This is a genomic window from Nocardioides pini (genome assembly GCF_026712185.1).
GTDB lineage: Bacteria > Actinomycetota > Actinomycetes > Propionibacteriales > Nocardioidaceae > Nocardioides > Nocardioides pini.
The window spans coordinates 581,007-605,537 of sequence record NZ_JAPPUX010000002.1; the positions used below are offsets into that span (position 1 = coordinate 581,007).

Sequence of the window (24,531 nt, forward strand, 5' to 3'; positions counted from 1 at the left end):
ACCCTACGGAGTCCGGGCACGGCCGCGGCTCAGGTGGGGAGCACCAGGTTGCGCCGGCGCAGGACCACGACCGACACCGCCGCGAGGAGTGCCGCCACGAGTCCGAGCGCCAGCAGCGGCTCCCGGGTGACGTCGACGGCTGGCGCGTTGGGCACGTGGCTGAACGGTGAGACGTCCACGAGCCAGGTCGGGAGTCCGAGGGCGGGTCCGAACATCGGTCCGACGAACACGCACAGGACGACCAGCCCCCACGACACCCCGGTCGTCCACCGGGGCACCACCGTCACCGCGACGACGACCGCGGCGCCGAGGACCGCGATCGCGGGCAGCTGCACCAGGGCCGCGTCGGCCAGGTCGACCGCGAGCGCGCCGGTGCCCCCGAGGACCTGACCACCCGTGACGACCATCGCCATCGCGAAGACGAGCATCAGGAGGATGGCGCCGGCCGCGGCGTTGACGGCGTACGCACCGAGCCAGCGCAGACGCGTCACGGAGGTGCCGAGCACCGGCTCCAGGACCCCACCCGCCTCGTCGTGCCGCAGCCGCAGCAACAGGGTGACGACGTAGATCGCGACCGCTGTTCCTGCGATCTGCAGCATGGAGGCCCAGTAGGCGCCGACGAGGTCGGCCGCGCCGCCGAAGGTGTCGTACCACTCGGTGGCGGCTCCCTCGAGCCCCCCGATGCGCTCGCTCAGTGCTCCGAAGACGAGGCCGACCCCGAGCAGGCCGGCGGCCCAGCCCAGGAGCGCGCCGCGCTGCAGCCGCCACACCAGGCCCGCGGGTCGGACCAGCGTCGGGTGCGCGTGGCCAGGCCCGGGCCGCTCGGGCCACATCCCGCGCCCCACGTCGCGCCGTGCGACGAGGGCGCCCGCCGTGGCCACCAGGACGGTCGTCGCGCCCGCGGCGAGCCCGAGCGGCCACCACTGGTCGTCGGCGAACGGCCGCATCTGCTGGCCCCAGGCGATCGGGGACAACCACGCGGGCCACGCGCTCGTGACCCGGAGGGCTGCCGAGTCCACGGCCCCCACCACGTTGCCCAGCGCTGCGAGGGCGAAGGAGACCGCGAGGACCGCGACCGCCATCCCGGTCGCGCCGCGGGTCGTGGACGCGAGCTGGGCGGTGACCGCGGCGACGCCGGCGAAGACCGTGCCGACCAGCGCGATCGAGGCGCCTCCGACGAATGCGCCCGACACGGGCTGCCCTGCCACGACCAGGGCGACACCGAGGCCGACCGCCAGGGCGAGGTCGGCGGCCAGCGCGACGACGACGGCCGCGGCGAGCGGGGCGTGCCGCCCGGTCGCGCCCGCGGCCACCAGCTCGGACCGGCCGAGCTCCTCGGCCTGCCGGGTGTGCCGGACGACCGCGAGGATGCTCATCATGGCGGCGAGCACCGCCAGGGTCAGGGCGTCGCGGTGCAGCGCGTAGCCGCCGACGCTGGGCCCGGTGACGAGGCCGAGCACTCGCATGCCGGGGTTCTCGACCACGATCCGGGTATCGGGCTCGAGAAGCTCCGGGTGATCGGTGTAGGCGGCCTCGAACATGGCCGTCGTGGCCGCGAGGAAGACCGACAGGCCCAGCACCCAGGCCGGCAGCGTCGCGCGATCGCGCCGAGCCGCCAGTCGGACCAGCCGGAGACAACCGGTCACGCTTCTCATCGCCCTGCCCCCACCTCGGCGTCCCGCTCGCTCGACGCCGCTGGGACGTCCTGGTCGTAGTGGCGGAGGAAGATCTCCTCGAGCGTCGGCGGGGAGGTGACCAGCGACCGCACCTCGAGGTCGACGAGACGGGCGAGGACGCCGTTCAGCTCCCCGGGATCGACGCTGAAGGTCCCCCGGTCGGCGTCGACGCGGGCGTCGTGCACCCCCGGCCACCCGGCCACCGGCCCGAGCGGTGCGACCGTCTGGACGACCACCGACGTGCGGGTCAGGTGACGCAGCTCGTCGAACGTCCCGGTCTCGGCCGCCCGACCGGCCCGGATGATGGTGACGCGGTCGCAGAGCGCCTCGACCTCGGACAGGATGTGGCTGGAGAGCAGGAGGCTGCGTCCCTGCGTCCGCAGCTCCTGGACGACGTCCTGGAAGACCGCCTCCATGAGCGGGTCCAGCCCCGAGGTGGGCTCGTCGAGCAGGTAGAGCTCGACGTCGGACGACAACGCCGCGACCAGCGCGACCTTCTGACGGTTGCCCTTCGAGTAGGCACGGATCCGCTTCGTGGGGTCCAGCCGGAACCGCTCGAGCAGCTCGTCACGACGTCGCGGGTCGAGGCCTCCCCTGAGCTCCCCGAGCACGTCGATGACCTCACCACCGGTGAGGTTCGGCCAGAGGTTCACCTCGCCGGGCACGTACGCCAGACGTCGGTGCAGCTGGACGGTGTCGCGCCACGGGTCGCCACCGAGCAGCGAGACTCGGCCCTCGTCGGCGCGGAGCATCCCGAGCAGGACCCGGATCGTGGTCGTCTTGCCGGCGCCGTTGGGCCCGAGGAAGCCGTGCACCTCCCCCGCCTCCACCCGGAGGTCGAGGTGGTCGAGCGCCCGGACCCGCGGCCCGAAGTCCTTGACGAGGCCGGAGAGCGTGATCGCGGCGGTCATCGACGTCCTCCTCCCACGAGACTGTGGCGAGCCCGAACGCGCGTCTGCTTCCTCCACCACACCGCAGCGTCGGCCGGCGTGACAGGGCCGAACGTCACGCCGTGGGCAGGACGGGCCCGAGCGGCTACGAGGCGGGGTGTGCCGGACGGTTGTCGTCGCCCGTCGGGCGGCGGGTCGCCATCACCGCGGCCTGGGTCCGGCTCTCGACCCCGAGCTTGGCCAGCAGCGTCGAGACGTAGTTCTTCACCGTCTTCTCGGCCACGCCGAGGCGCTCGGCGATCTGACGGTTCGTGAGCCCCTCGGCGACGAGGCTGAGGACCTGCTCCTCCTTGGGCGTCAGGTGCTTGGTGAGCGGGTCCTTGTCGGACCCCTGCCGCAGCCGGTGGAGCACGCGGGTCGTCACCGCGGGGTCGAGCATCGACTGGCCCGCCGCCACCCGCCTCACGGCGGTCACGAGGTCGCCGCCGCTGATCTGCTTGAGCACGTAGCCCGAGGCGCCGGCGAGGATGGCCGCGAACAGCGCGTCGTCGTCGTCGTACGACGTCAGGACCAGGACCTCGATGCGCGTGTCGGCGGACCGGACCTGACGGCACACCTCGATCCCCGAGCCGTCCGGCAGCCGACCGTCCACGATCGCGACGCGGGGACGCAGCGCGGAGATCTGCTTCTCGCCCTCCACGGCCGACCCGCTCTCGCCGACCACCTCGATGCCTGGCTCGGACTCCAGGAGCGTGCGGACGCCGCGACGGACGAGCTCGTGGTCGTCGAGCAGGAACACCGTGATGGGGTCCTCCACCACCGGGACGCGAGCTTGTCCGTCCATACGGACAACCTACTCCCGCCCGGACCGGATGGCCCGGGACTTGTGGCCCGTCTTCGCCCGTGCTCGAGAGGTCTAGGCCACGCTCCTCGGGGGCAGCCGGTGCCTGTCCGCGCCGGAGACGATGCGCGCGACCCGCACGGCGGACCTGGCGCGCCACCGCCTCCACGAGCGTCGTCCCGCGGGGGGACCGACGTGGCTGCCGCTGCGTCGCCGGTCGCGCGCGCTCACCGCGACCTCCGCGGTCGCGGCACCTCGGGGACGCGCACGCCCGCCCAGGCGCGGAGGGGGGCGCGCCCACCCGACGCCGGGCGCTGGGCCAGCAGCTCCCGCGTCCTGCGCTCCGCCTCCGCGACGACCTCCGAGGTCAGGAAGCCGTCGAGCAGCGCGGCACGCACCGAGCGTGAGAACGTCCGCAGGACCGACCCCGGTGGCACGTCCCGGCGGTCGTGCACCAGCCGGTCCGCCGCCTCCCTCAGGTCCTGGTTGGTCAGGCCTGGCCACGTCAGGTCGGCCACTCCCACCATCGCGTTCGTCATGCGCGCTCCTCCCCCTGCTGCGGGACCATGCTCTCCTCCACCCCCTCCAGCGCCGGCCGCACCCGGGCGCCCCGTCCGACCCTCGTGTTCGGCAGCGCGGCGTACGGCTGCTGAGCGCCGGTGGGCGGGGCACCCGGGTGCTACCCCCGGTGCGACCTCCATAGCAGTGCAGGGCTGTGACACACGCAACGGACCAAAGTCCCAGCACGTTCGGGACGTCGTCCCGGGACGCGGCCGCCGGAGGGATTCCGGGAGGCGGGGCCGTCGACCGGGTCAGTCGCGCTCGACGAGGGGGACCCGCCAGGTGACGGTCGTGCCCGCGCCGGACCCGGAGTCGACCCTCAGCTCGCCTCCGTGGCAGGCGGCCCGCTCGCGCAGGTTGTGCAGCCCGCTCTCCAGGACCTCCGACGGCATCCCGACGCCGTCGTCGGCGACGCTCACCTCGAGCGTGTCGTGGTCGACGACCACCCGCACCTCCACCGTCGAGGCGTGCGCGTGCCGGCTGACGTTGGTCAGCGCCTCGCCCACGACCGCGAGGAGGTCCGGGGCGAGCGCGGTCGGCACGGTGCTGCGGACGGGCCCCTCGAGCCGCAGCCTCGGCCTCAGCTTCATCGTCGCGGCCGCCCGCTCGACGAGCTTCTCGACCTCGGTCTGCAGGTCGGTGGACCCCTCGAGCGTCCCGAGCGCGAAGATCGTCCGGCGGATGTCCTTGATCGTGTCGTCGATGTCGACGATGGCCTGCCGCACCCGGTGCGCCGACTCGTCGTCCGGCACGAGCCGCGCCGTGGTCTCCAGCCCGAGACCGACGCCGAACAGTCGCTGGATGACGAGGTCGTGCAGGTCCCGGGCGATGCGGTCGCGGTCCTCCAGCAGGGACATCCGCTTCCGGTCCTCCCGGCTCCTCGCGACGCGCAGGGCCAGGGCGGCCTGCTCGGCGAAGCTGGTGGGCAGGGCCGGGTCGAGGCGGCGGAAGGCGTCGATGCGCTCGGGGGTCCAGGCGAGTGAGATCACGCCCTCGATCCCCGAGCCGGACCGGAGCGGGAGGGCCATCATCGGACCGAGCCGGGGCCAGCCGGGCAGGGACGAGGGGTCGACGGCGCGCGGGTCCGTGGCGAGGTCGTCGACGGAGACCGGCACGCCCGTGCGCACCACCAGGCTCGCCAGCGACTTCTCCATGGGCAGGGCGTGCATGGCCTCCCGGTCGACGGGCGCGCCCGCCACCACCTCGAGGTGGAGCTCACGCGGATCCGACCCGCTGACGACCCAGGCGACATCGGCGCCGGACACCGACCGGGCCCGGTCGGCGATCGCCTGCAGCGCGCGGTCCGTGGGGGTGTCGTCGGAGATCAGGGACGTGATCTCGACGGTGGCGCTCAGCCAGGCCTGGCGTCGCTCGGCCTCCTCGTACAGGCTGGCGTTCTCGATCGCGACGCCCGCGGCGGCGGCCAGCGCCACCGCGACCGACTCGTCGACCTCGGTGAAGTCCTGCCCGCCCTCCTTGTCGGTGAGGTAGAGGTAGCCGTACACGTGATCGCGCGTCCGGACGGGCACGCCGAGGAACGACGTCATCGCCGGGTGGTGCTCGGGGAACCCGTACGACGCCGGGTGCTCGGCGACGTCCCGCAGCCGGAGCGGACGCGGCTCGTCGACGAGCAGACCCAGCACACCGTGTCCGGTCGGCCAGTCCCCGATCTGCGCGACCACGTCGCTGTCCATCCCGTCGTGCACGAACGTGCGCAGCGCTCGTTCGGGTCCTTCCGACAGGATCCCGAGTGCTGCGTACCTCGCGCCGACGAGGCTGCCGGCGGCGCGGACGATGCGCGTCGGCACCCCGTCGAGGGTGATCTCGGAGGCGATGGCGACCACCGCGTCGAGGAGGTTCCGGAGCCTGGCCTGCTCGTCGAGCACTCCCTGCAGGCGCGCGAGGTCCTCCCGGTGGAGAAGATCGAGGTCGACCTCCGCCAGCTCATCGTCGGACGGCGCGTCACCGCCCTCGTCGCTCGCGTCCAATCGCCCTCCCCCGACGTTGCGGCCCGCGACCCTCGAGCGTAGTGCCGGCACCTGTGCGCCGGAACCCCCGCGGGCCGCGATTCCGCCGGGGGTCGCCGGCCCTCCTAGGATGGGTCGCGCAGAGGGTTCAACGCGTCCTTGGAGGTGGGTTCGGCGCGTCGTACCGACGCACCCGAAGGACCCTCGTGACTCCCCTCGCCTCCTACCGACGACTCCTGTTGATCGCCGGCCCCACCTACGTCCTCGTGGCGTTCGTCGGGCGCCTCCCGCTGGCCATGAGCCAGCTCGGGACCCTCCTCCTCGTCTCCACCGCGACCGGCAGCTACGGCCTCGGCGGCCTCAGCGCCGGCGCCCTCGCCGTCGCCAACGCCGTCGGCGCGCCCGTGGCCGGCTCGCTGGCCGACCGGGTCGGCCAGCGCCCCGTCGTCCTCGTCCAGTCGCTGCTCGGCGCCACCGGGCTGGCCGCGCTCGTGGCCGTCGTCGGCAGCGGGTCCGCGGACGCCCTGGTCGTGGTCACCGCCGCGGCGACCGGTCTGGTCCTCCCGCAGGTCGGGCCGCTCGCGCGCGTCCGCTGGCGGCCGATGACCCGTGCGACCGGCGCGCACCAGCGTCGGCTGGTCGACGCCGCGTTCTCCTACGAGGGGGCGGCCGACGAGGCGTCGTTCGCGATCGGTCCCGCGCTGGTCGGGCTGTCCGTCGCGCTCGTCTCGCCGTCCGGCGCGCTCCTGCTCGCTGCGGTGCTCCTGGCGGTGTTCGGGTCCGCCTTCGCCCTCGACCCGTCCGCTCGCCTCGCCCACGACGCCGACCACCCGGTCGGGACCGGTCGCCTGCTGGGCGCCGCCTTCGTCGTGCTGGTCGGCGCGCAGGTCTCCATCGGCATGCTCTTCGGCGCCACCCAGACCGGCGCCACCGTCCTCGCCACCGACGCGGGCACGCCCGGCGTGGCCGGGCTGGTGCATGCCACCCTCGGCGTCGGCAGCGCGCTCGCCGGGCTCGCGACGGCGTACGTCCCCGAGCGCATCGGGCACGAGCGACGCGCGCTCGTGGCCGCATGGGCGCTGCTGGTGCTGTCCCTGCCCCTCCTCGTCGTCGACTCCCTGGCCGGCACCGCCGCGACCGTGCTGTTCCTCGGGTTCGCCGTCGCGCCCTACATGATCGCCGTCTTCTCGCTCGCCGAGCGCGTGGTGCCCCCCGCCCGCGTCGGCGCCGCGATGACGACGCTGGCCAGCGCGACCGGTCTCGGCTACGCGCTCGGCTCGAGCGTCGCCGGCCGCCTCGCCGACGCGTCCGGAGCGACGGCTGCGTTCGGTGTGACCGTCGGCGCGACGGTGCTCGCGGTCGCGCTGATGTCCACCCAGCAGCGCCGGTTGCGCACCGCGTCGGTCGCCGACCTGCCGCCGTCCACGACGCCGACGGACGTGCGTACGCCGACGCCGGTACGGGCCAGCCGGTAGGTTGGGGCATGTCCACGACGCCGCGGCACCGCGCCACTGCCCCGCTGGACGGGTCGGGTGCCTCATGCTGGAAGCAGGACCGGAGTTCGATCCCGGGCGACACCAGAGACTGACGTCTCTGCTCAGCGACGTCCTGGCGGCGCGTCGCCAGCTCGAGCGGGCCCGGCACGACCAACGGCTCGTGGAGCAGCAGGTGCTCCGCAAGCAGCTGCTCGACGCCCTCGAGGCCTACGCCGACGCCCTGGCCCTGGTGGGAGCCCCGCTGCCCCCGCGGCTGCGGACGGAGATCGACCTCTACCGGGGCCTGGGCGGGCGCGGGTGAGCTAGGCGCCCCCGCCGGTCTCCCAGACCCGCACCCAGTCGACGTACATGTGCTGGGGCAGTCGCTCCTCCTCGATCTTCGGGATCTCGTAGTTGGCGGCGATGAGGCTGAGGATGGGGAACTGCGGCACCCCGGAGACCTTGCCCCTCAGCCGTCCGGTCTCCTGGCCGTCGATCCGGAAGACGAGCATGCGGGGCGTCCACTCCACCGAGAAGACGTGGTAGTTCCTCGACCACCCGTCGCCGCGGCCGGCGAGGAAGGACCGGGAGTTCGGGATCCAGCCACCGGAGGCGATGCGTCGCTTGCCCTCGTAGCGGTGCATGAAGGAGGCCAGCCCGCCCTGCGGGTGGTGGTCGCCGAAGTACTCCGCGACGTCGATCTCCGTGCCGAGCGCCCCGGCCTGCATGCCGTCGACCGGCTGCAGCCAGAAGGCGCCGTGCTGCCCGCGGAGGCGGTGGAACTTCACGCGCGCCGCGGCGACGCCGTAGCGGAAGGCGAAGGAGTGCTGGGTGCCGATGTGCCCGTTGAGGCGGTAGGCGAACCGTCCGGCGCGCGCATCGCGCCCCTGGATCCGGCAGCGCGTCGTCGCGTCCGGGTCCCTGATCACGCTGAGCCGGACGGCGCCGCCGGCCACGCTCACCGCGCGCGGGTCGCCCTTGGCGCACGAGCGGCGGCTGCCGTGGGCGTACTCCCGGCCGCGGTGGTTCCAGACCGGGTCGAGCTGCGAGCCCTCGAACTCGTCGGTCCAGGTCGGGTCGAGCCACCGGGCGGTGCTGACGGGCGCGCTCTTGAGGGGGCTGGTCGACGACGACGCCATCGCCTTGACCCGGTAGGTCAGGGCCGTGCCGTCCACCGCGGCCGCCGCAGCGAACTGCACCCGCCCGAGCCGGTCCTGGCGCCTCGACGCGACGGCCCGCCACGAATCGCCGTCCCGCACCTGCAGCTGCACCCGTCGGCCCGGGCGGACCGGCCGGAGCGTGGCGACCACGGCGGCGCGCGCCGCGTCGGGGCTGGCGACCGCGCTGCCCTGCTGGACGACCTGGGGCAGGGCCTCGAGGCGGATCCGCTGGTGCCCGGTGGCGCGCACCGAGACGTGGGCGGGCACCTCGTCGGCGACGACCTGCTCGTCCGACGTCGAGCCGGTCGCGGACCCGGGCTGTGCCCAGGCCAGGAGGGAGGCGGGCAGCAGCAGGGCGGTCGCGGCGCAGAGGCGGAGGTTCGGCACGCGACTGTGACGCCGCCGGACCCCGGTTTGTTGTCGGGTCAGGCCCCCAGCGCGGCCGCCTCCCGGGCCAGCGCGGAGACGCGGTCCCAGTCGCCGTCGCGCAGCGCGGCGGCCGGGGTCAGCCACGAGCCGCCGACGCAGCCCACGTTGGGCAGGGCGAGGTACGACGGCGCGCTGGCGGCGGTGATGCCCCCGGTCGGGCAGAACCGGGCCGCCGGGAGCGGTGAGGCCAGCGACCTCAGGTACGCCGCTCCGCCCGAGGCCTCCGCGGGGAAGAACTTCATCTCCGAGAAACCCGCCTCGAGGACGGCCATCGCCTCGGAGACGGTGGCGGTGCCCGGGAGGAACGGGACCCCGGACCCGGCCATCTCCCCGAGCAGCCCCGGCGTCGTGCCGGGAGAGACGAGGAACTGCGCCCCGGCCTCCACCGCACGCGCGACGAGCTCGGGCGAGGTGATCGTGCCGGCGCCCACGAGGATCTCGGGCACGTCCGCGGCGATGGCGGCGATCGCGTCGAGCGCGACCGGTGTACGGAGGGTCAGCTCGATGACGGGCAGGCCGCCGGCGACGAGTGCCCGCGCGACGGGCACCGCGTGGTCCAGGTCGTCGAGCACGACGACGGGAACGACGGGCACGAGCGACAGCAGCGACCCGACGCCCTCACGGAGCGGGCTGGGCGGGGACTGGACGTCAGACGGGCTGGACAACGGGGGCCTCCTCGGTGGGGGCGGGCAGGGGACGGATGACGCTGGCGCCGGTCTCGGCGGTGCCGACGATGGCGCGGAAGCCCGAGAACAGCTCGCGGCCCGTGCCGGCCCACTCGACGTCGTGCGGCGCGCGGCCGGTGGTCTCGCGGTGCTCGAACTCGACGTCCGGGATCTCGACCTCGAGCACCCCCGCGTCGGCGTCGACGGTCACCAGGTCGCCGTCGCGCAGGCGCGCGAGCGGCCCACCGAGGGCCGCCTCCGGCGTGACGTGGATGGCGGCCGGCACCTTGCCCGACGCGCCGGACATCCGGCCGTCGGTGACGACCGCGACCCGCTGGCCGCGGTCCTGCAGCACCCCGAGCGCGGGCATCAGCTTGTGGAGCTCGGGCATGCCGTTGGCGGCCGGCCCCTGGTAGCGGACGACGGCGACGAGGTCGCGCCCGTCGAGCCGGCCCTCCGCGAAGGCGGCGAGGAAGTCGGCCTGGTCGTCGAAGACCATCGCCGGCGCCGTGACGACACGGTGCTCCGGCTTGACCGCGGACGTCTTGACGACGGCACGACCGAGCCGTCCCGACAGCATCCGCAGGCCGCCGTCCGGCGCGAACGGGTCGTCGGCCGGGCGCAGCACGTCGGTGTCGAGGGAGGACTTGGGCCCCTCCTCCCAGGTGACCTGCTCGACGTCGAGCCGCGCCTCACGGGTGTGGCGCCACAGGCCGCGGCCGGAGACCGTGAGGACGTCGTCGTGGAGGTAGCCGTGCTCGAGCAGCGTGTGCACCAGGAACGGCGTACCGCCGGCGGCGACGAAGTGGTTGATGTCCGCCGAGCCGTTGGGGTAGATCCGGGTCAGCAGCGGCACCGCGGCCGACAGGTCCGACAGGTCGTCCCACGTGAGGGTGATGCCGGCGGCCGCGGCGATCGCGACGAGGTGCATGGTGTGGTTGGTCGACCCGCCGGTCGCGAGCAGCGCGACGCAGGCGTTGACGACGGCCCTCTCGTCGACGAGGTGCCCGACCGGGGTGGGCTCGCCGCCGGCGTGGGTGATCGCGACGGCGCGGGCGCCCGCCGCCCGGTCGAGGGCCGCGCGCAGCGGGGTGCCCGGGTTGACGAACGTCGCGTCCGGGAGGTGCAGGCCCATCACCTCCATCAGCATCTGGTTGCTGTTGGCGGTGCCGTAGAACGTGCACGTGCCCTTCGAGTGGTACGACGCCGCCTCGGCCTCGAGCAGCTCCTCGCGCCCGACCTTGCCCTCGGCGTAGAGCTGGCGGACCCGCGCCTTCTCGCCGTTCGGCAGGCCGGACGTCATCGGTCCGGCCGGCACGAAGACCGTGGGCAGGTGGCCGAAGGACAGCGCGCCGATCAGCAGGCCCGGCACGATCTTGTCGCAGACGCCGAGCATCATCGCGGCGTCGAACATGTCGTGGGAGAGCGCGACCGCGGTCGACATGGCGATGAGGTCGCGGCTGAACAGCGAGAGCTCCATGCCCGCGCGGCCCTGGGTGATGCCGTCGCACATCGCGGGCACTCCCCCGGCGAACTGCGCGAGCCCGCCGGCCCGCACGATCGACTTCTTCAGCACCTCGGGGACGTCGCGGAAGGGCTGGTGGGCCGAGAGCATGTCGTTGTAGGACGAGACGATCGCGACGTTGGGCTTGCGGCCCGACCTCAGCCCCGACTTCACGGGCTCGTCGGCCGCGGCGAAGCCGTGGGCCAGGTTGGCGCAGGCCAGCCGGCCGCGCGCCGGGCCCGTGCGGATCGCGGCGTCGGTGCGGGCGAGGTAGGCGGCGCGCGTCGCGGCGCTGCGCCGGGCGATGCGGTCGGTGACCTCCGCGACCACGGGGTTGACGGGGACCTTGCGCGGGCTGGTACTCATTCTGTCTCCTGCCAGGATCGGCCGTCGCGCTCGATGAGCGTGACGGCGGCAACGGGACCGTGCGTGCCGGCCGGGTACTTCCGGGGCCGGTGCGAGGGCTGGGACCAGCGCTCGAGGATGGGGGCCACCCACGTCCAGGCGGCCTCGACCTCGTCGCGGCGCATGAAGAGGGTGGTGTTGCCGCGCACGACGTCCATGAGCAGCCGCTCGTAGGCGTCGGGCGATCGGCCGCCGAAGGCGGTGGCATAGCTGAGGTCGAGCGAGACCGGGCGAAGACGGATGCCGCCCGGGCCGGGCTCCTTGGCCGTCATGTGCAGGCGCATGCCCTCGTCCGGTTGGACGCGGATGTGCAGCCGGTTGGGCTCGGTCGGGCCCTCGCTGTGCGGGAACATCGCGTGCGGCGGCTCCTTGAAGACCACCACGATCTCCGAGACGCGCTCGGGCATCCGCTTGCCGGTGCGCAGGTAGAACGGGACACCGGCCCAGCGCCAGTTCTGCACCTCGGTGCGCAGCGCGACGAACGTCTCCGTGCTGCTGGCGTGGCCCACCTCGTCGGCGTACGACGACGCGGGGCTGCCGTCGCACAGCCCGGCGGTGTACTGCCCGGCGACGGTGTCGCGGTCGACGAGCTCGGGCGTCATCGGCCGGAGCGCCTGGAGCACCTTGAGCTTCTCGTCGCGCACGGTCTCGCGGTCGACGTAGGTGGGCGGCTCCATCGCGACCAGGCACAGCAGCTGCAGGAGGTGGTTCTGCACCATGTCGCGCAGCGCGCCGGAGCGGTCGTAGTAGGAGCCGCGCTCGCCCACGCCGATCGACTCGGACACGGTGATCTGCACGTGGTCGACCCACCGGCTGTTCCAGAGGGGCTCGAGGAAGGTGTTGGCGAACCGCGTGACGAGCAGGTTCTGCACGCTCTCCTTGCCGAGGTAGTGGTCGATGCGGAAGATGCTCGACTCCTCGAAGACGCGGCCGACCGAGGCGTTGACCTGCTGGGCGGTCGCCAGGTCGGTGCCCATCGGCTTCTCCAGCACCACGCGCGAGCGCTCCGTGACCAGGCCGGCCTCGTCGAGGTGCTCACAGATCGTCCCGAACAGCCCGGGGGCGACCGCGAGGTAGAAGACGCGGATGACGTCGTCGGAGGCGGCGCCGTCCTTGAGGCGGTCGTGCAGCTGGTGCCAGGCCGCGACGTCGGCGACGTCGAGCGTGACGTGGTGCAGCCGGTCGAGCAGCCGCTCGACGACCGCGGCGTCGAGGTCCTCGGCCACGACGTGCTCGCGCAGCGCGTCGGCCACCAGGGCGCGGTAGCCGTCGTCGTCGACGTCGGCGCGCGAGACGCCGATGACGCGGAAGCCCTCGGGCAGCTGCCCGTCGCGGTCGCGCAGGTACAGCGCCGGGAGGAGCTTGCGCAGGGCGAGGTCGCCGGTGCCACCGAAGACGGTGAAGTCGCAGGCGTCGACGGGAGTGATCGAGTCCATGGCGACTCACCGTACGGACGCTTCCGCCTCGATGCAACGCAACTTACGTCTTTTCAAGACATATTTCTCCTGTCACAATCGGCGCACCATGTCGCAGACCTCGCCTCCCCCGCCGGTCCTGCCGGCGGCGACCGCCGGCGAGGTCCTCGCGCTGATCCGCTCCGGCCAGGCGGCCACCCGCGGCGCGCTCGCCCGGGCGACGGGGCTCTCCCGCACCGCCGTCAACGCCCGCCTCACCGCGCTCGCCGACGCCGGCCTCGTGCTCGAGGGCGCGGAGGAGTCGGCGACCGGCGGGCGCCCCGCCACGACGCTCGTCCTCAACAGCGCGGCCGGGCTGGTGCTCGGGGTCGCCGTCGGCCGCAGCCGCTCCCAGCTCTCGGTGTGCGCGCTGGACGGCACCGAGCTCGCCTCGGTGAGCCTGGACCAGGAGACCGGCCAGGGACCCGACGTCCTCATGCCGCTGGTGGTCCACCACCTCGACCGGATGCTCGACGAGCTCGGCCGGAGCGGGGACGACGTGCGCGGGGTCGGCATGTCCCTCGCCGGCACGGTCGACCCGGCGCAGGCGATGAGCGTCGACTCCCCCGCCCTGACCGGGTGGGACGGCGTCCCGCTAACGCCCTACCTGCGGGAGGTCACCGGCGCGCCGCTCACCCTGGACGACGACATGCGGGTCATGGCGCTCTCGCAGATGCCGACGGCGGGGGCCGATGTCGCTCCGACGGTCCACGAGCACGACGAGGCGCTCGTCCTCAAGGCGTCGACGGGCATCGGCCTCGCGATCGTCGCCGACGGACGCCTGGTGCGCGGCCACCGCAACGCCGCCGGCCAGCTCGGCCACGTCAAGGTCCCGGCGGCGGAGGGGCTGCGCTGCCGCTGCGGCGAGACCGGCTGCCTGGAGACGGTGGCGAGCGGCTGGGCGCTCGTCGAGCAGCTGCGTGCAGCGGGCGACGACGTCCACCACGTGCGCGACCTGGTCGCCGCCGCGGGGCGGGGCAACGGGCGGGCGCGCGCCGTCGTGCGCGACTCCGGCCGCCACATCGGCGAGGCGTTGGCGGCGACCGTCACCGTGCTCAACCCGCGCACCGTGGTCGTGGGCGGCGACATGGCCGGTGCCTTCGACACGTTCTCCGCCGGGCTGCGGGAGGGCGTCTTCAGCGCCACCACGGCCCTCGCCGGGCGCGACCTGCAGGTCGTCCCCGCGGCGTACGGCGACCGGGCCGGCCTGGTCGGCTGCGTGCGGCTCGCCCTGGACTCGGTGCTCTCGCCCCGCGCGGTCGACACCGCGCTCGCCCGGCAGTCCTTCCGGGCGTGACGCACGTGGTCGTTCGCGGCCCCCGGCGCACCTGAGGGGCGTACGCTGTCGCGGACGAACCATGCCGCCCCCGTTGGGCCGTGACCAGCGTAGGAGTACGAGCATGCCCGGTGACCGAGACGTCGACACTGTCGCGGGCGCCACCGCGTCCGTCCACGCACAGAGCGGCGCCGCGGCGACGCTGGAGGAGATCGTGCTCCAGGCCCAGCGGTGCCTGCCGGAGTTCGAGCACGTGAGCGTGTCGAGGATCCACGGTGACGGATCCCTGGAGACCCTCGCCGCCGGCTCGGACCTGGCGCGCGCCTTCGACGAGGTCCAGTCGAGCTCGCACGAGGGACCGTGCGTCGACGCGTCGGAGGACGAGCTCGTCGTGGTGCGCGACGCGCGGCACGAGCAGCGCTGGCCGACCTACATCGCGAAGGCCGCCCGGCTGGGGCTGCTGTCGCAGATCGGCGTGCGGCTGCACAGCGACGCCAAGGGCGTCCTGTGCCTCAACCTGCACTCCACCTCCTCGCCCGGGGTCGACCCGGGGTCGATCGGCGTGGCCGAGCACTTCGGCATCCACGCAGGGCTGGCGCTCGGCCACGTGCTCGAGACCGAGCACCTCGCCACCGCGATCGGCACCCGGACGCTGATCGGCGCCGCCGTCGGCATCGTCATGGAGCGCTACGGCATGAGCCAGCAGGCGGCCTTCGGCTACCTGACCCGCCTGGCCAGCACCCAGAACCGGAAGGTGCGCGTCGTCGCCCTCGACGTCGTCGACTCCGTCGGGACGACCCCAGGCCGCGCCGAGCCCGTCCCCGCGGGACTGGACGTGGCGTCGGGGACCGCCGCCGAGGTCCCCACCCCCTGAGCGTCCCTGCCCTGTCCCGGGCATGCCGTCGCCCGCCCCCGGGTACCGCCGGTCGGTGGAGCCCATCCCCGAGACCATCGCCGCCCTCGACGAGCTCGGTGCACAGCTGGACGACTCCACCCTGGTCCCCGGCCTCGTCGCCACCGCCGACAGCGCGCGCAAGGTGGCTCCCGGGCTGGTCGGGGTCAGCGTCGCCTCCCGCCGGCTCGACGTCACCTTCACCCTCGTGGCCACCGACGACGAGATCGCGGCCCTCGACGCGGTGCAGTACGTCAGCAGCGGTCCGTGCGTCGACGCCATCGACCTCGGGCACGGCATCGCGACGTCGCCCGCAGGGCTGCTCAGCGAGTCGCGCTGGCGGGACTTCGCCCGGGCGAGCGCTGCGGCAGGGGTGCACAGCACCCTGACGCTCCCCGTCGTGGCGGCCGACGGAGAGGTCGTGGCGACCGTCAACCTCTACGGCCGCACGGCCGACTCCTTCGAGGGCAGGCACCAGCAGCTGGCCGACGCGTTCGGCGCATGGGCGCCGGGGGCGGTCACCAATGCCGACCTGTCGTTCTCGACCCGACGCGCGGCGGAGGAGGCGCCGGGCCTGCTCCGGGAAGCGGCGATCGTGGACGCCGCCACGGGCATCATCGCGGCCCAGCGCCGCATCCCGGTCGACCAGGCCCGGGCGCAGCTCGAGGAAGCGGCGCGGCGGGCCGGCATCCCGGTCACCCGGCTGGCCCGCGTCGTCGTGGGGCTCCACGACGAGTGACGGCGGGCTCGCCCGGGTGGCGGCCGGCGAAACGGGGATCGGCCCGGTCGGCCGGTAGATTCGCGCGGTGCCCGACACCCGCCCCCGCCGTACCTTCGCCGTCATCAGCCACCCCGACGCCGGCAAGTCCACCCTCACCGAGGCCCTCGCCCTGCACGCGCGGGTGATCACCGAGGCCGGCGCGGTGCACGGCAAGGGCGACCGGCGGGCGACCGTGTCGGACTGGATGGCGATGGAGAAGGCGCGCGGCATCTCGATCACGTCGGCGGCGCTGCAGTTCGTCTACCGCGACCACGTGATCAACCTCGTCGACACCCCCGGCCACAGCGACTTCTCCGAGGACACCTACCGCGTGCTCTCCGCCGTCGACTCCGCGGTGATGCTGGTCGACGCGGGAAAGGGGCTGGAGCCCCAGACGCTCAAGCTCTTCAAGGTCTGCGCGCTGCGCGGCATCCCGGTGATGACGGTCATCAACAAGTGGGACCGGCCGGGCCTGTCGGCGCTCGAGCTGATGGACCTCATCCAGGACAAGATCCGGCTGCGGCCGACCCCGCTCACCTGGCCGGTGGGCGAGGCCGGGGACTTCCGCGGCGTGCTGGACCGGCGCACGGGCGAGTTCGTGAAGTACACCCGCACCGCCGGCGGTGCCACCCGCGCTCCCGAGCGGCGGATGGCGGCCGACGAGGTCGAGGAGGCCGACGCCGTCGCCTGGGCGACAGCGGTCGAGGAGCACGAGCTGCTCGAGCTCGACGAGGCCGACCACGACCAGGAGCGCTTCCTCGCCGGCGAGACGACGCCGGTGATGTTCGCCTCCGCCCTCCAGAACTTCGGCGTCGCCCAGCTGCTCGACCTGCTCCTCGACATCGCGCCCGACCCCAGCCCCACCGAGGGGATCGACGGCTCGGTGCGCCGGACGGGCGACGACTTCAGCGCGTTCGTCTTCAAGGTGCAGTCGGGCATGAACAACGCCCACCGCGACCGGCTCGCGTACGCCCGGGTCGTGTCGGGCACCTTCGAGCGCGGGATGGTCGTGACCCACGCCGGCAGCGGACGGCCGTTCGCGACGAAGTTCGCGCAGTCGGTCTTCGGCCGCGACACCGCCGCCGTGGAAAGCGCCGAGCCCGGCGACATCATCGGCTTCGTCAACGCCCAGGCCCTGCGTGTCGGCGACACCGTCTACGTCGGTGACCCGATCGAGTACCCGCCCGTCCCGAGCTTCGCGCCCGAGCACTTCGTCACCGCCAGCGCCGGCGACATCGGCCGCTACAAGCAGTTCCGCCGGGGCATCGAGCAGCTGGACCAGGAGGGCGTGGTGCAGGTGCTGCGCTCGGACCTCCGCGGCGACCAGAACCCGGTCCTCGCCGCCGTCGGCCCCATGCAGTTCGAGGTCGTCGAGGACCGGATGACCAACGAGTTCAACGCGCCGATCCGCTTCTCGCGGCTCGACTACCAGGTCGCCCGGCGCACCGACGCGGACGGGGCGGCCGCCCTCGCGGGCAAGCGCGGCGTCGAGGTGCTCGAGCGCAGCGACGGCACGCGCATGGCCCTCTTCGTGGACCAGTGGCGCGCGCAGGTCACCGCCCGCGACAACCCGGACATCATGCTCGAGGCGCTGCCCGCCGGTGGAGGCTGACGGTCCGGTCGTCCCCGACCGCCGCGTATCGTCGAAGGAGTGACCTCGGCACCCACCCTCGTCCTCGACGGCCGCTTCGCCCGCGAGCTGCCCGAGCTGGCCCTGCCCTGGCAGGCCGCCGAGACCCCGGAGCCGCGGGTCCTCGCCCTCAACGAGCCGCTGGCCTCCGAGCTCGGCCTCGACCCGGGCTGGCTGCGCGGCGACGGCGTGGGGCTGCTCACCGGCACCCGGCTTCCCGAGGGGGCGACGCCGGTCGCGCAGGCCTACGCCGGCCACCAGTTCGGCGGCTACTCCCCGCGACTCGGCGACGGCCGCGCCCTGCTGCTCGGGGAGCTCGTCGACGACTCCGGGCAGCTGCGCGACCTGCACCTCAAGGGCTCCGGGCGCACGCCGTTCTCCCGCGGCGGTGACGGCCTGGCCGCGGTCGGGCCGATGCTGCGCGAGTACGTCGTCAGCGAGGCGATGCACGCCCTCGGCATCCCGACCACCCGCAGCCTCGCCGTCGTCGCGACCGGCCGACCGGTGCAGCGCGAGACCGTGCTGCCCGGGGCCGTGCTGGCCCGGGTCGCGAGCAGCCACCTCCGCGTCGGGACCTTCCAGTACGCCCGCGCCACCGACGACCTCGACCTGCTCCGGCGCCTCGCCGACCACGCGATCGCGCGCCACCACCCCGCGGCCGCCGAGGCGGAGCACCCCCACCTCGCGCTGTTCGAGTCCGTGGTCGCCGCCCAGGCCGCGCTGGTCGCGCGGTGGATGCTCGTCGGCTTCGTCCACGGCGTGATGAACACCGACAACATGACCATCTCCGGCGAGACCATCGACTACGGGCCGTGCGCGTTCATGGACGCCTTCGACCCGGCGACGGTCTACAGCTCCATCGACACCGGCGGCCGCTACGCCTTCGGCAACCAGCCCGTCGTCGCGGAGTGGAACCTGGCCCGCCTCGCCGAGGCGATCCTCCCGCTCCTGGCCGACGACCAGGACGCGGCGGTGGCCGTCGCGGTCGAGTCGCTCGGCGCCTTCCGCGACCTCTACTCCTCCGCCTGGTCGGCCGGCATGCGCACCAAGCTCGGCCTTGCCGACGACGTCGACCGCGCCGAGGCGCCGTCCCTCGTCGGCGACCTCGTCGGGCTCCTCCAGGCCGACCACGTCGACCACACGTCGTTCTTCCGGGCCCTCGGTGCCGCCGCGCGCGGCGACGCGGAGCCCGCGCGCGGGATGTTCCTCGACCTCGCCGGCTTCGACGCGTGGACCGCCCGCTGGCTCGCCCTGTCGCCGGACGCCGACGCGATGGACCGCACCAACCCGGTCTACGTGCCTCGCAACCACCTCGTCGAGGAGGCGCTCGACGCGGCCACGGACGGCGACCTCGCGCCGCTCACCCGGTTGCTCGAGGCGGTCTCGGCGCCGTACGACGAACGCCCCGGCCTCGAGCGCCACGCCGAGCCCGCGCCCGACTCGTTCGGCGCCTACACGACCTTCTGCGGCACCTAGCGCGTCGAAGCGCTCGGGAACACCCGCCGCGGGTGGGGTGCATCCGCCTTCCCGGGCGCAGCATCGGAGGGGTCATCAGTACGCCACCCCGGGAGGAGTCCGGACATGCGACCTCGAACGGGACGAGACGTCACCCGCCCGCCACGGCGGCGGAGGCGACCCGGGCTCGCCCTGGCCGCGTTGGTCGTCGGGCTGCCGGTGGTCGCGTCAGGGTGCGGCGCCTCCGACGACGACTCGGGCAGCGAGCCCACCGCGGCCGAGTCGTGGGCCGCCGACGTGTGCTCGACCGTCGGCGCCTGGACCACCACGATCACGGACGCCCGGACGACGCTGAGCACCCCGCGCGACCTCAGCGTCGACGAGATCGAGTCGACCTTCGCCGAGGTCCGCAGCGCCACCTCGACGCTGGTGGACGAGCTCGGCGACCTCGGCGCGCCCGACACCGAGGCGGGTGACGAGGCGCAGAAGCGGATCGAGTCACTGTCCGACCAGATGCACGAGCAGGCTGACATCGTGCAGGACGCGTCGGGCGACCCACCGCAGGGCATGAGCGAGCTGCTCACCCGCGTCTCCACCGTCAGCGGCGCCGTGGCGCAGATGATCGCGGACGCACAGTCCGCCATCGCCGACCTCCGCGCCTTGGACGGCGCCCAGGAGCTCGAGGACGCCTTCGCCGGCACGACCTCGTGCCAGGACCTCAAGGGCTGACCTCCGGTCCTCGACCGAGGACGCCGTTCTGCTGTCAGCGGAACGCCGTGCCACCGGACCGGAGGCGTGGTTACTGTCGACGGCATGGGTGAGGTCGTGCGGTTCCCGGTCCAGCAGGCAGACGCGCCCCCGGCGCCCGAGCGCCTGTGGCGCGAGCTGGTCGGCGAGGAGCTCCATCGCGAGCGAGCGGCCCGCGGGGAACGGCTCAAGGACGTGGCAGACCGCGCCGGGGTGTCCGTGCAGTACCTCTCCGAGGTCGAGCGCGGGCTCAAGGACCCCTCGTCGGAGATGCTGCAGGCCATCGCCGGTGCCCTCGACCTGAGTGTCCGGCGACTCGCGGTGCGGGCCGGGCGTCCGGACGCCCTGGCCCTGGCCGCCTGACGCCTCAGGCCCCTCAGCTGAGCGCCGGCGCCTGCTCGCGCAGGACCGTGTCGACGAGCCCGTAGTCCACCGCGGCCTCGCCCGGCAGCACGAGGGTGCGGTCGGTGTCCTGCCGGATCTGCTCGGGCGTGCGCCCGGTGTGCTGGGCGAGCACCTCCTCGAGCAGCAGCCGCACGCGCGCCACCTCGTCGGCCTCGAGGATCAGGTCGGGGATGGTGCCGCGGCCCTGGGTGGCGGGCTGGTGCAGCACCACCCGTCCGTGCGGGAGGATCGCGCGCCGACCGGGCGCTCCCCCGGCGAGCAGGACCGCCGCGGTCCACGCGGCCTGCCCGACGCACACGGTCTCCACCGGTGGCTTCACGAACTGCATCGCGTCGTAGATCGCGAGCATCGCGGTGATCGAGCCGCCGGGTGAGTTGACGTACAGGCTCATCGGGACCTCGGGGTTCTCCGAGGAGAGGTGGAGCATCTGCGCGATGACCGCGTTGGCGACGCCGTCGTCGATCTCGGTGCCGAGGTAGATGATCCGCTCCGAGAGCAGCCGCGAGTAGAGGTCGAGGGTGCGCTCGCCGCGCGGCGTCTGCTGGACGACGTACGGGATCGTGTAGCTGCTCATCGCGCACCTGCCAGTCCCACCGCGCGCGTGCGCGCCGGTGTCACGTGGTCGACCGAGCTGATCACCTGGTCGACGAAGCCGTACGCCCGGGCGTCCTCGGCGCTGAACCATCGGTCGCGCCGCGAGTCGCGCTCGACGGTCGCACGGTCCTGGCCGGTGTGCTCGGCGATCAGGCCGAGGACGGTGTCGCGGGTGTGGCGCAGGTCGTCGGCCTGGATCTCGATGTCGACGGCGGTGCCGCCGATGCCGGCGGAGCCCTGGTGGAGCAGCACGCGGGAGTGCGGCAGCGCGTACCTCTTGCCGGGGGTGCCGGCCGAGAGCAGGAACTGCCCGGCGCTCGCGGCCATGCCCATGGCGAGGGTGCTGACGTCGTTGGGGATCAGCCGCATGACGTCGTGGATGGCGAGCATCGACGACACCGAGCCGCCGGGTGAGTTGATCCAGAGGCTGATGTCGGCGCGCGGGTCCTCGGCGGACAGGAGCAGGAGCTGGTGCATCAGGCGGTTGCCGTTGCGCTCGCCGAGCTCCTCGCCGAGGACGACGATGCGCTGGTGCATCAGCCGCCGGACGAGCTCGTCCTCGATGCGTTCGGAGGTGGTGTGGGTGGTCATGCCGCCAGCGTGGCGCGCCGTGGGGCGTCACCACAGGGCGTTCTGCCGGGGGCGGATCCGCTGACGGCGGACCGCGGCGAGCGACTCAGCCCCCCGCGCCCGAGGTGTCGCAGAACGAGTGGTGCTCGTGGGCGACGACCCACCGTCCGCCCTCGCGCCGCAGGCCCAAGGTCAGCCGCAGCCGCTGCTCGGGCCGCTCGGCGAGCTCCTCGGGCGTCCCGCAGCGGAGCAGCGCGAAGGCGTACGCGACGTCGTCGCCCGCCTCGACCTCGAGCTCGTCGATCTCGAACACCGCACCCGAGCGCTGCCACTCGAAGAACGGCGGCCACGTCTCCTTGTAGGCCTCGATGCCACGGACGCCGCGGTGCGGTGGCGGCACGTCGAACATGACGATGTCGTCGGCATGGTCGGCCACGACGGTGCCGAGGTCTCCCCCGTGGACGGCGGCGGCCCACCGCCGGACCAGCTCGCGGACCTGCTCGTCGTCCGGCACTGGACCTCCCTCGCGGGTCGTCCGGACCCTGCTGGGTCGGGCCCGGGATCGACCCATCGCACAGCCCGGGAGGCGTGCGCGTCAACCCGCACACGCCGGCAGGGCTAGCGTGGGCGGGTGACCGACGACGAGCTCCGTCGCGCCGCCGACGCGGCGATGCTGCCGATCGTGACGTCGCTGGCGCCCGCGGGCGTCCTCGACGCCCACTGGCTGCCTGACCGAGGGGGCGACCCCGTCGTGTGGATCCGGGTGCAGAGCGAGGCGGGCCGCGTGGCGGTGCAGTCCTACAGCTGGGTGCTGCCGCAGGTGCAGGTCATCCTGTCGCGCCTCGGGCTGCCGTCGGAGAAGGTCATGGCCCTGCGGCTCGAGATCACGTCCGTCGAGGCCGAGGACCACCTCTTCGGCGACTGACCGCCGACGCGGGCGACCCCGGCCCTCGACCGGGCGTCTGCTGCAATACCTGCATGCACCCAGGCCCTCCCTGTCACCACGCCGGCTGATGGCGCTGCTCGACCGCTGCGCCGGCCTCCTCGTCACCGCCGCCCCCGGCACCGGCAGCACCGCCCTCATCGATGCCCTGGTCTCCCAGCGCGGGGCGACCGAGGTGGTGGGACGGGAGCAGGCCCGCGAGCTCGGCGTGGACGCGAAGCACGCGACCGTGCGGCAGCTCGTCGACGCCGGTGCCGTGGACGCCGGGCACGGGATGCGGATCGTGACGACCACCCGCAACCCCTTCGACTTCTACGTCGCCGAGCACACCCGCACCCGGACGCGGTGGGTGCACGAGCTGCGTCGTCCCGACTCGTGGGTCCACGACGTGCCGGGCGCCGTCGACCGCATCGTCGACGCGGTGACGCTCGACTTCGACGCGTGGCTCGAGCGTGCCGTCGGCACCCCGGTCCGGCCGTCGAGGATCAACCGGGGCCACGTCGTCGAGGCGGACGTGGTGCTGCGCATGGAGCACCTCGAGGCCGACCTCGCCGAGCACCTCGGCCTCGAGCTGGCCGTGCCGCGCACCAACGTCACCGACCGCGAGCGCGCCTACTGGCGCTCGTACTCCGTCACGAGCCGACGCCTGGTCGCCGAGGCCCATGCCGAGGACCTGGAGCGGTTCGGCTACTGCTTCTGACCGGGCGCGCCCCCGGCACCCGCCTCACCGGCGCCGGATGCGGATCGGCCCCTTGGCGGTCGAGGGGTCGACGACGTGGCCACCCTGGGTGATCTCGACCTCGCCCCGGTCCACGAGCCGCCTCGCCGCGCGTCGCGCGGGCTCCATCAGCTCGCGCCACGAGTCCTCCTCGCCCACCGCCCGCGCGGCGTCGGACGGGCAGATCGTCGACGTACGCGCCCTCTGGGCGAGCAGGTCGAGGATCGTGTCCTCCAGCTTGCGGTCGACGTCCGACACGCCCCGCCGGCGGCAGGCCGTCGAGCAGTAGCGCACGTCGTCCCAGCTGCGCTCCCACTTCTTGCGCCACTCGATGGTGCGACCGCACGACTGGCAGGTCTTCGACTCGGGGGGCATGCTCCCCAGTGTGCCGCGCCGCACCAGCCGGCCCTGTGACCCTTCCCTCAGCGGGTTCTCGCGCGGCATAGCCGGGCCCGTCCGGTGGTTGTGCCCGGCGTACGTCCCACAGGCAACAGGCAGAACAGCGACGGAAGGAAGTCCCATGCGCGCACTCGTCCAGCCCAGGTTCGGCGACCCGGCCGAGGTCCTCTCGGTCCAGGAGGTGCCGGACCCGGAGCCCGGTCCCGGCCAGGTCCTCGTGCGGGTGCTGCTCTCGCCGATCCACAACCACGACCTGTGGACCGCCCGCGGCAGCTATGGCTTCAAGCCGGAGATGCCTGCCCGCGCCGGCACCGAGGCGGTCGGTGTCGTCGAGGCGCTCGGCGAGGGCGTCGAGGGCCTCGAGGTCGGCCAGCGGGTCGCCACCGGCGGCAGCTTCGGGGCGTGGGCGGAGCTGATCGTCGCCCCGGCCGCCGGGCTCGTCCCCGTGCCGGACGGCATGAGCGACGAGGCCGCCTCCCAGCTGGTGTCGATGCCGTTCAGCGCCATCGCCCTGCTCGACTTCCTCGAGGTGTCCGAGGGTGACTGGATCGTCCAGAACGCCGCCAACGGCGCCGTCGGCCGCCTCCTGTCGCAGCTGGCCGAGGCCCGCGGCGTCCACGTCCTGGGTCTCGTACGCCGCGCCGACGGCGTCGCCGAGCTGGCGGAGCAGGGCATCGAGCAGGTCGTCGCGACGGACGACGACGGCTGGCGCGACCGCGTGAGAGAGATCGTGGGCGACGCCCCGATCGTCGCGGGCGTGGACTCCGTCGGCGGCTCGTCCGCCGGCGACGTCGTCTCGCTCCTGGCCGAGGACGGCGTGCTCGTGGTCTTCGGCGCGATGGCCTCGCCGACGATGGAGATCGGGTCGGGCGACGTGATCTTCAAGCAGGTCGTGATCAAGGGCTTCTGGGGCAGCAAGGTCTTCGCCGCGATGTCGCGCGAGAAGCGCGGCACCCTGATGGGCGAGCTGGTCTCCGGCATCGGGTCGGGAGCGCTCACGCTCCCGGTCGAGAAGGTCTACGGCCTCGACGAGATCGCCGACGCCGCGCGCGCGAACGGCGAGCCCGGCCGTCGCGGCAAGATCCTGCTGCGCCCGTGACGCACCGGCCGTGATC

At 73.8% G+C, this 24,531-nt stretch carries 25 protein-coding genes; 12 read left to right on the forward strand and 13 right to left on the reverse strand.

All coding sequences use genetic code 11. From position 1 onward, the window contains the following. Nucleotides 1-29 precede the first annotated feature (29 nt). From NYO98_RS08890 to NYO98_RS08910, 5 genes are all read right to left on the reverse strand, one after another. Nucleotides 30-1,646, reverse strand: a complete 1,617-nt coding sequence (locus NYO98_RS08890; RefSeq protein WP_268111254.1) for an ABC transporter permease — start codon at nt 1,644-1,646, stop codon at nt 30-32. A gap of 5 nt (nt 1,647-1,651) precedes the next feature. Further along, on the reverse strand, nt 1,652-2,587 hold the full coding sequence (locus tag NYO98_RS08895) for an ABC transporter ATP-binding protein (protein WP_268111255.1): 936 nt from the start codon (nt 2,585-2,587) through the stop codon (nt 1,652-1,654). 124 nt (nt 2,588-2,711) lie between these two features. Beyond that, nucleotides 2,712-3,410, reverse strand: coding sequence for a response regulator (locus NYO98_RS08900; protein WP_268111257.1), 699 nt, complete (start codon nt 3,408-3,410; stop codon nt 2,712-2,714). Nucleotides 3,411-3,634: 224 nt separating this feature from the next. After that, a complete protein-coding gene (locus NYO98_RS08905; protein WP_268111258.1) occupies nt 3,635-3,946 on the reverse strand; it encodes a hypothetical protein in 312 nt (103 codons plus the stop codon). Between the two features lie 273 nt (nt 3,947-4,219). Then, nucleotides 4,220-5,956 carry a sensor histidine kinase gene (locus NYO98_RS08910; protein WP_268111259.1) on the reverse strand — a complete coding sequence of 579 codons (1,737 nt, stop codon included), beginning with the start codon at nt 5,954-5,956 and terminating at the stop codon, nt 4,220-4,222. 185 nt (nt 5,957-6,141) lie between these two features. Here NYO98_RS08910 and NYO98_RS08915 point away from each other — a divergent pair, with 185 nt between their 5' ends. Together NYO98_RS08915 and NYO98_RS08920 are read left to right on the forward strand one after the other, a co-directional pair. After that, nucleotides 6,142-7,410, forward strand: coding sequence for an MFS transporter (locus NYO98_RS08915; protein ID WP_268111260.1), 1,269 nt, complete (start codon nt 6,142-6,144; stop codon nt 7,408-7,410). Between the two features lie 64 nt (nt 7,411-7,474). Further along, nucleotides 7,475-7,732 carry a hypothetical protein gene (locus NYO98_RS08920; RefSeq protein WP_268111262.1) on the forward strand — a complete coding sequence of 86 codons (258 nt, stop codon included), beginning with the start codon at nt 7,475-7,477 and terminating at the stop codon, nt 7,730-7,732. 1 nt (nt 7,733) lies between these two features. Here NYO98_RS08920 and NYO98_RS08925 read toward each other — a convergent pair whose 3' ends face one another. From NYO98_RS08925 to zwf, 4 genes are read right to left on the reverse strand one after another with little or no spacing between them, the layout of a single operon-like run. Continuing rightward, the gene (locus tag NYO98_RS08925; RefSeq protein WP_268111264.1) at nt 7,734-8,957 is read right to left on the reverse strand and encodes a glycoside hydrolase family 16 protein; all 1,224 of its coding nucleotides are present in this window, start codon (nt 8,955-8,957) and stop codon (nt 7,734-7,736) included. A gap of 38 nt (nt 8,958-8,995) precedes the next feature. After that, nucleotides 8,996-9,664: a bifunctional 4-hydroxy-2-oxoglutarate aldolase/2-dehydro-3-deoxy-phosphogluconate aldolase gene (gene eda, locus NYO98_RS08930; RefSeq protein ID WP_268111265.1), complete on the reverse strand. Its 669-nt coding sequence runs from the start codon at nt 9,662-9,664 to the stop codon at nt 8,996-8,998. Then, a complete protein-coding gene (gene edd / locus NYO98_RS08935) occupies nt 9,648-11,534 on the reverse strand; it encodes a phosphogluconate dehydratase (protein ID WP_268111266.1) in 1,887 nt (628 codons plus the stop codon). The genes eda and edd overlap by 17 nt, the downstream gene beginning before the upstream one ends. Further along, nucleotides 11,531-13,009: a glucose-6-phosphate dehydrogenase gene (gene zwf / locus NYO98_RS08940; RefSeq protein WP_268111267.1), complete on the reverse strand. Its 1,479-nt coding sequence runs from the start codon at nt 13,007-13,009 to the stop codon at nt 11,531-11,533. Before zwf ends, edd begins: the two co-directional genes overlap by 4 nt. Before the next feature lie 88 nt (nt 13,010-13,097). Here zwf and NYO98_RS08945 point away from each other — a divergent pair, with 88 nt between their 5' ends. The 7 genes from NYO98_RS08945 to NYO98_RS08975 all read left to right on the forward strand — a co-directional run bounded on the left by NYO98_RS08945 (nt 13,098) and on the right by NYO98_RS08975 (nt 20,150). Continuing rightward, nucleotides 13,098-14,324, forward strand: coding sequence for an ROK family transcriptional regulator (locus NYO98_RS08945; RefSeq protein WP_268111269.1), 1,227 nt, complete (start codon nt 13,098-13,100; stop codon nt 14,322-14,324). A 103-nt stretch (nt 14,325-14,427) separates the two neighbouring features. Then, on the forward strand, nt 14,428-15,177 hold the full coding sequence (locus NYO98_RS08950) for a GAF and ANTAR domain-containing protein (RefSeq protein ID WP_268111270.1): 750 nt from the start codon (nt 14,428-14,430) through the stop codon (nt 15,175-15,177). A 55-nt stretch (nt 15,178-15,232) separates the two neighbouring features. Next, on the forward strand, nt 15,233-15,934 hold the full coding sequence (locus tag NYO98_RS08955; protein WP_268111272.1) for an ANTAR domain-containing protein: 702 nt from the start codon (nt 15,233-15,235) through the stop codon (nt 15,932-15,934). 67 nt (nt 15,935-16,001) lie between these two features. After that, on the forward strand, nt 16,002-17,567 hold the full coding sequence (locus NYO98_RS08960) for a peptide chain release factor 3 (protein ID WP_268111273.1): 1,566 nt from the start codon (nt 16,002-16,004) through the stop codon (nt 17,565-17,567). A gap of 39 nt (nt 17,568-17,606) precedes the next feature. Beyond that, nucleotides 17,607-19,061 (forward strand): protein adenylyltransferase SelO, encoded by a 1,455-nt coding sequence (locus NYO98_RS08965; RefSeq protein WP_268111274.1) that lies wholly within the window; start codon nt 17,607-17,609, stop codon nt 19,059-19,061. Nucleotides 19,062-19,166: 105 nt separating this feature from the next. Beyond that, nucleotides 19,167-19,769, forward strand: coding sequence for a hypothetical protein (locus NYO98_RS08970; protein ID WP_268111275.1), 603 nt, complete (start codon nt 19,167-19,169; stop codon nt 19,767-19,769). Nucleotides 19,770-19,853: 84 nt separating this feature from the next. Further along, nucleotides 19,854-20,150: a helix-turn-helix domain-containing protein gene (locus NYO98_RS08975; protein WP_268111276.1), complete on the forward strand. Its 297-nt coding sequence runs from the start codon at nt 19,854-19,856 to the stop codon at nt 20,148-20,150. A gap of 13 nt (nt 20,151-20,163) precedes the next feature. Here the strand turns inward: NYO98_RS08975 and NYO98_RS08980 are convergent, their stop codons facing one another. The 3 genes from NYO98_RS08980 to NYO98_RS08990 form a co-directional block, all read right to left on the reverse strand. Further along, nucleotides 20,164-20,766, reverse strand: a complete 603-nt coding sequence (locus NYO98_RS08980) for a ClpP family protease (RefSeq protein ID WP_268111277.1) — start codon at nt 20,764-20,766, stop codon at nt 20,164-20,166. Then, nucleotides 20,763-21,377: a ClpP family protease gene (locus NYO98_RS08985; RefSeq protein WP_268111279.1), complete on the reverse strand. Its 615-nt coding sequence runs from the start codon at nt 21,375-21,377 to the stop codon at nt 20,763-20,765. Before NYO98_RS08985 ends, NYO98_RS08980 begins: the two co-directional genes overlap by 4 nt. Nucleotides 21,378-21,462: 85 nt before the next feature. Continuing rightward, nucleotides 21,463-21,870, reverse strand: coding sequence for a YybH family protein (locus NYO98_RS08990; protein WP_268111280.1), 408 nt, complete (start codon nt 21,868-21,870; stop codon nt 21,463-21,465). Between the two features lie 117 nt (nt 21,871-21,987). Here NYO98_RS08990 and NYO98_RS08995 point away from each other — a divergent pair, with 117 nt between their 5' ends. Both NYO98_RS08995 and NYO98_RS09000 read left to right on the forward strand, forming a co-directional pair. After that, nucleotides 21,988-22,281: a hypothetical protein gene (locus NYO98_RS08995; protein ID WP_268111281.1), complete on the forward strand. Its 294-nt coding sequence runs from the start codon at nt 21,988-21,990 to the stop codon at nt 22,279-22,281. 88 nt (nt 22,282-22,369) lie between these two features. Beyond that, complete coding sequence (locus NYO98_RS09000) at nt 22,370-22,999, forward strand: hypothetical protein (RefSeq protein WP_268111282.1); 630 nt, start codon at nt 22,370-22,372, stop codon at nt 22,997-22,999. A gap of 24 nt (nt 23,000-23,023) precedes the next feature. Here the strand turns inward: NYO98_RS09000 and NYO98_RS09005 are convergent, their stop codons facing one another. Beyond that, entirely contained in the window at nt 23,024-23,392 is a 369-nt protein-coding gene (locus NYO98_RS09005; protein ID WP_268111283.1) for a DUF2256 and DUF3253 domain-containing protein, read from the reverse strand. 145 nt (nt 23,393-23,537) lie between these two features. Here NYO98_RS09005 and NYO98_RS09010 point away from each other — a divergent pair, with 145 nt between their 5' ends. Next, nucleotides 23,538-24,515: a zinc-binding dehydrogenase gene (locus tag NYO98_RS09010; protein ID WP_268111284.1), complete on the forward strand. Its 978-nt coding sequence runs from the start codon at nt 23,538-23,540 to the stop codon at nt 24,513-24,515. Nucleotides 24,516-24,531 lie beyond the last annotated feature (16 nt).